1 pseudogene is annotated in these 1,253 nt (G+C 59.8%); it reads right to left on the reverse strand.

What is annotated here, in order from left to right:
• Nucleotides 1-1,190, reverse strand: a pseudogene (locus NKJ00_RS32280) (IS3 family transposase); the annotation flags it as partial.
• Between the last annotated feature and the right edge of the window lie 63 nt (nucleotides 1,191-1,253).

The following is a 1,253-nucleotide window of genomic DNA, read 5'->3' on the forward strand; positions in this document are numbered from 1 at the left end:
GAGGATGGCAAAGAAGCTCTCCATTGGGGCGTTGTCGAGGCAATTGCCTTTGCGTGACATGCTCTGTTGGAGGCCTCTGGCTTCCAGCCTGCGTTGGAATGCCGACATCTGATACTGCCATCCCTGATCGGAATGCAGGATCGGCCTTTCGTTCTCACCAAGCCGGGCGAGGGCTTTGGTCAGCATATTGTCCACCATTTTGAAGCGTGGCCGCCGCGCCGTCTCGAACGCGACGATCTCGCCATTGTAGAGATCCATGACCGGGGACAGATAGAGCTTGTCGCCGGCCAGGCTGAACTCCGTCACGTCGGTCACCCATTTGCGGTTGGCGCGGTCGGCGCCGAACTTGCGCTGCAACAGATCGGGAGCGGTCCGCCCAGCCTCGCCCCTGTAGGAGCGATACTTCTTCGGCCTGACCAGCGACTTCAATCCCATCCCGGCCATCAGGCTCTGGACGGTCTTGTGGTTGACGCGCCGGCCCAACCGGTGCAGTTGCGCAGTCACCCGGCGATAGCCGTAGCGACCCTTGTGGCTGTCGAAGATGGCCTTGATCGCCGCCTTCAGCGCCGCATGGCGGTCCGAGCGCTTCGCTGCTTTCTGTCTGTAATAGAACGTGCTGCGCGCAAGCTTCGCCAGCTCGAGCAGCCCCTCAAGCGAATGCAACGGCCTTAACGCCTGGACGGCTTGCGCTTTTTGAGCGCATGTCCCTGCGTTAAGGCCTCTAGTTTTTTTAGGTAGTCGTTCTCCATCCGCAGATGCTTCAGCTCAGCCAGCAGTTCTTCGCGGCTTTTGGCCTCGTCACTGGCTGCAACAGGCACTGCGGGGGACGGCGGCTTTGACATGGGTCGTCCTCTGGGACGTGGGCCGAGCGCCTCTATCCCGCCCGCATGATAGCGCTTCTCCCAGCCCGTCAGGCAACTGGCATTGCGGATATTGAACAATGCAGCCGTCTGCCGATACGACAGACCTTCCTCCCACATTCGCTCAAGCACCGACAGCCTGAACGCCGCGTCGTAACGACCGTACTTACCAGATAGCCCGGCATCGCCATGCGCCTGGTACAACGCAACCCACTTGCGAACAGTGGCCGCATCAACGCCATGCATCGACGCCGCACTCGCGCAGCTCTCATCCCCGCCTAAATAGCTATCGACAACCGAGCGCTTGAAACTCTCGCTGTATTTGGACATGCAAAACCCCCGAAGGTTGTGTCCAACTTTCGGGGGTCAGTTCAAAACGGGGCTTTTTTCATT

Origin of the sequence: Mesorhizobium sp. M0227, from assembly GCF_040321855.1 — a bacterium.
Classification (GTDB): Bacteria; Pseudomonadota; Alphaproteobacteria; order Rhizobiales; family Rhizobiaceae; genus Mesorhizobium.